This window comes from Pseudomonas lactucae, assembly GCF_036688725.1.
Lineage (GTDB): Bacteria > Pseudomonadota > Gammaproteobacteria > Pseudomonadales > Pseudomonadaceae > Aquipseudomonas > Aquipseudomonas lactucae.
Map to the genome: position 1 here is coordinate 1 of NZ_JAQQPT010000046.1, position 2582 is coordinate 2582.

2 protein-coding genes are annotated in these 2582 nt (G+C 57.4%); both read left to right on the forward strand.

The window, feature by feature from the left end; translation table 11 throughout:
• Positions 1–115: 115 nt before the first annotated feature.
• Positions 116–1615: an IS21 family transposase gene (istA, locus tag V6M90_RS29975; protein ID WP_181408607.1), complete on the forward strand. Its 1500-nt coding sequence runs from the start codon at positions 116–118 to the stop codon at positions 1613–1615.
• Positions 1608–2411, forward strand: a complete 804-nt coding sequence (gene istB / locus V6M90_RS29980; RefSeq protein WP_141063773.1) for an IS21-like element helper ATPase IstB — start codon at positions 1608–1610, stop codon at positions 2409–2411. Before istA ends, istB begins: the two co-directional genes overlap by 8 nt.
• Positions 2412–2582: the final 171 nt, after the last annotated feature.

The following is a 2582-nucleotide window of genomic DNA, read 5'->3' on the forward strand; positions in this document are numbered from 1 at the left end:
TGTTGCCGCTGACCGAAAACTGACCCAGTAAAGGCTGTTCCGCCGACTGAAAACTGACCCAGGTGTTCAACTGCTTCTGCTCAATTTTTGAGCAGGAGAACCCAGGGTGATCAGCATGGAAATGATGGGCAAAATTCGGCGGATGTATTTTCGCGACAAGCTGTCGCTGCATCAGATCGCCAAGCGTACCGGGCTGTCGAGAAACACCATCCGAAAATGGGTCAGAGCGCCCGAAGCCACTCAGCCGGCGTACCAGCGGTGCGCAGCCTTCAACAAACTCAGTCCGTTTCACCAGACGCTGGAGCAGGCGCTCAAGGCCGATTCGTTTCGGGCAAAGCACAACCGCAGGAGCGCCAAAGCACTCTTTGAGCTGATCAAGACCGAGGGTTACGACGGCGGCTACAGCCAGCTCACCGCCTTCATTCGCTCGTGGCGCGGCGAGCAAGGCAAATCCCTACGTGCCTTTGTACCGCTGACGTTCGCACTCGGTGAGGCCTTTCAGTTCGACTGGAGCGAAGAAGGTCTGCTGATTGGCGGCCTGTTCCGACGCATCCAGGTCTCCCATATGAAGCTGTGTGCCAGTCGTGCATTCTGGTTGGTTGCGTACCCCAGCCAAGGCCACGAGATGTTGTTCGATGCCCATACCCGCTCGTTTGGCGCGTTAGGTGGGGTGCCGCGTCGCGGCATCTACGACAACATGAAGACCGCTGTCGACAAGGTTAACAAGGGCAAAGGCCGTACGGTCAATGCTCGGTTTGCCGTGATGTGCGCGCACTACCTGTTTGATCCGGACTTCTGCAACGTGGCCTCCGGCTGGGAAAAAGGCATCGTCGAAAAGAACGTCCAAGACAGCCGACGGCGCATCTGGCTCGATGCTCAAGATTGCATGTTTCACACCTTTGAAGAACTGAATGTCTGGCTCGGACAACGCTGTCGTGCGCTCTGGAGCGAGCTGGTGCACCCGCAGTACAACGGGCTGACGGTGGCGGACGTCCTGGAACTGGAACGGGTGGAAATGATGCCAATGCCCACTGCCTTTGACGGCTATGTCGAGCGCACCGTGCGCGTCTCCAGCACCTGTCTGATCAGCGTGGCGCGAAATCGCTACTCGGTGCCGTGTGAGCGGGTCGGCCAGTGGGTCAGCAGCCGTCTGTATCCTTCCCGGGTGGTGGTCATCGCCGATGAAATGATGATTGCCAGTCATGAGCGCCTCTTTGATCGAGATCAGGTCAGTTTTGACTGGCAGCATTACATCCCGCTCATCGAACGCAAGCCGGGAGCGCTGCGCAATGGTGCGCCGTTTGCTGATCTGCCGAAGCCGTTGCAACTGCTAAAACGCGGCCTGAGGCGTCACACCAACGGTGATCGAATCATGACGCAGGTACTGGCGGCGGTTCCCATCGCCGGGCTCGATGCTGTGTTGGTGGCGGTGGAGTTGGTACTTGAATCAGGCAGCTTGAGCGCTGACCACATCCTGAATGTCCTGGCTCGACTGACATCGACAGCAGCACCTCCGTCCGCCGAAACCAGCCTTCAACTCAAGATAGCGCCTGTCGCCAATACGGCGCGCTATGACCGGCTCCGTACCACCGATGAGGAGACTCGCAATGCGTGATCTTATGGCGGAACTCAAAGAACTGCGTCTGCATGGCATGGCCAGCGCCTGGGAAGAACTGTCTTCGCAAGGAGAATCCTCGACGGCGTCGTCGAAATGGCTGCTTGAGCATCTGCTCCAACAAGAACATGCGGATCGCGCGGTGCGCTCAGTGAACCACCAGATGAACATGGCCAAACTCCCCATGCATCGTGATTTGGCCGGCTTCGACTTCAGCGCTTCCAGCGCAGACGCCCGCCTGGTCAAGGATCTGTCCAACCTGGCGTTCACAGATACCGCGCAGAATGTGGTGTTCATCGGCGGGCCTGGAACAGGCAAAACACACCTGGCCACCGCCTTGGCCGTGTCCGGGATCACGACGCATAACAAACGCGTGCGCTTCTACTCCACGGTGGATCTGGTCAATTTGCTGGAACGCGAAAAATACGATGGTAAAGCAGGCCGAATCGCTCAAGGGCTGCTTCGCACAGACCTGGTGATACTCGATGAACTGGGGTATTTGCCCTTCAGCCAGAGCGGCGGCGCCCTGTTATTTCACTTGCTGTCCAAGCTGTACGAACACACCAGCGTGGTCATCACCACCAACCTCAGCTTCTCGGAATGGTCGAGTGTGTTTGGCGACGCCAAGATGACCACTGCGTTGCTGGATAGGCTGACACACCACTGTCACATCGTCGAAACGGGCAACGAGTCCTACCGTCTGCAACACAGCAGCTTGGTCGCCCAGACAAAGATCAAATCACGTGAACGAAAGCGCAAGGACGATGATGGTACGGCGGACGATGAACCATTTTGATCTGCCCCCGAAATACCCTGCCGCATGCCTGCATGTGGTGGGGGTCTAGTGCCTCTGTCACTGGAACACGACTGCTAAGCTTATCCACAATTGCTGATGCAAAAGTCAGCGATCCGCCCTGGGTCAATTTTCAATCGGCAGGGTGGGTCAGTTTTCAATCAGCGCCAACAG

Bases quoted from the DNA above. Each gene is read 5' to 3' on its own strand.
- istA (WP_181408607.1), top strand. From the start codon at position 116: ATGGAAATGATGGGCAAAATTCGGCGGATGTATTTTCGCGACAAGCTG.
- istB (WP_141063773.1), top strand. From the start codon at position 1,608: ATGCGTGATCTTATGGCGGAACTCAAAGAACTGCGTCTGCATGGCATG.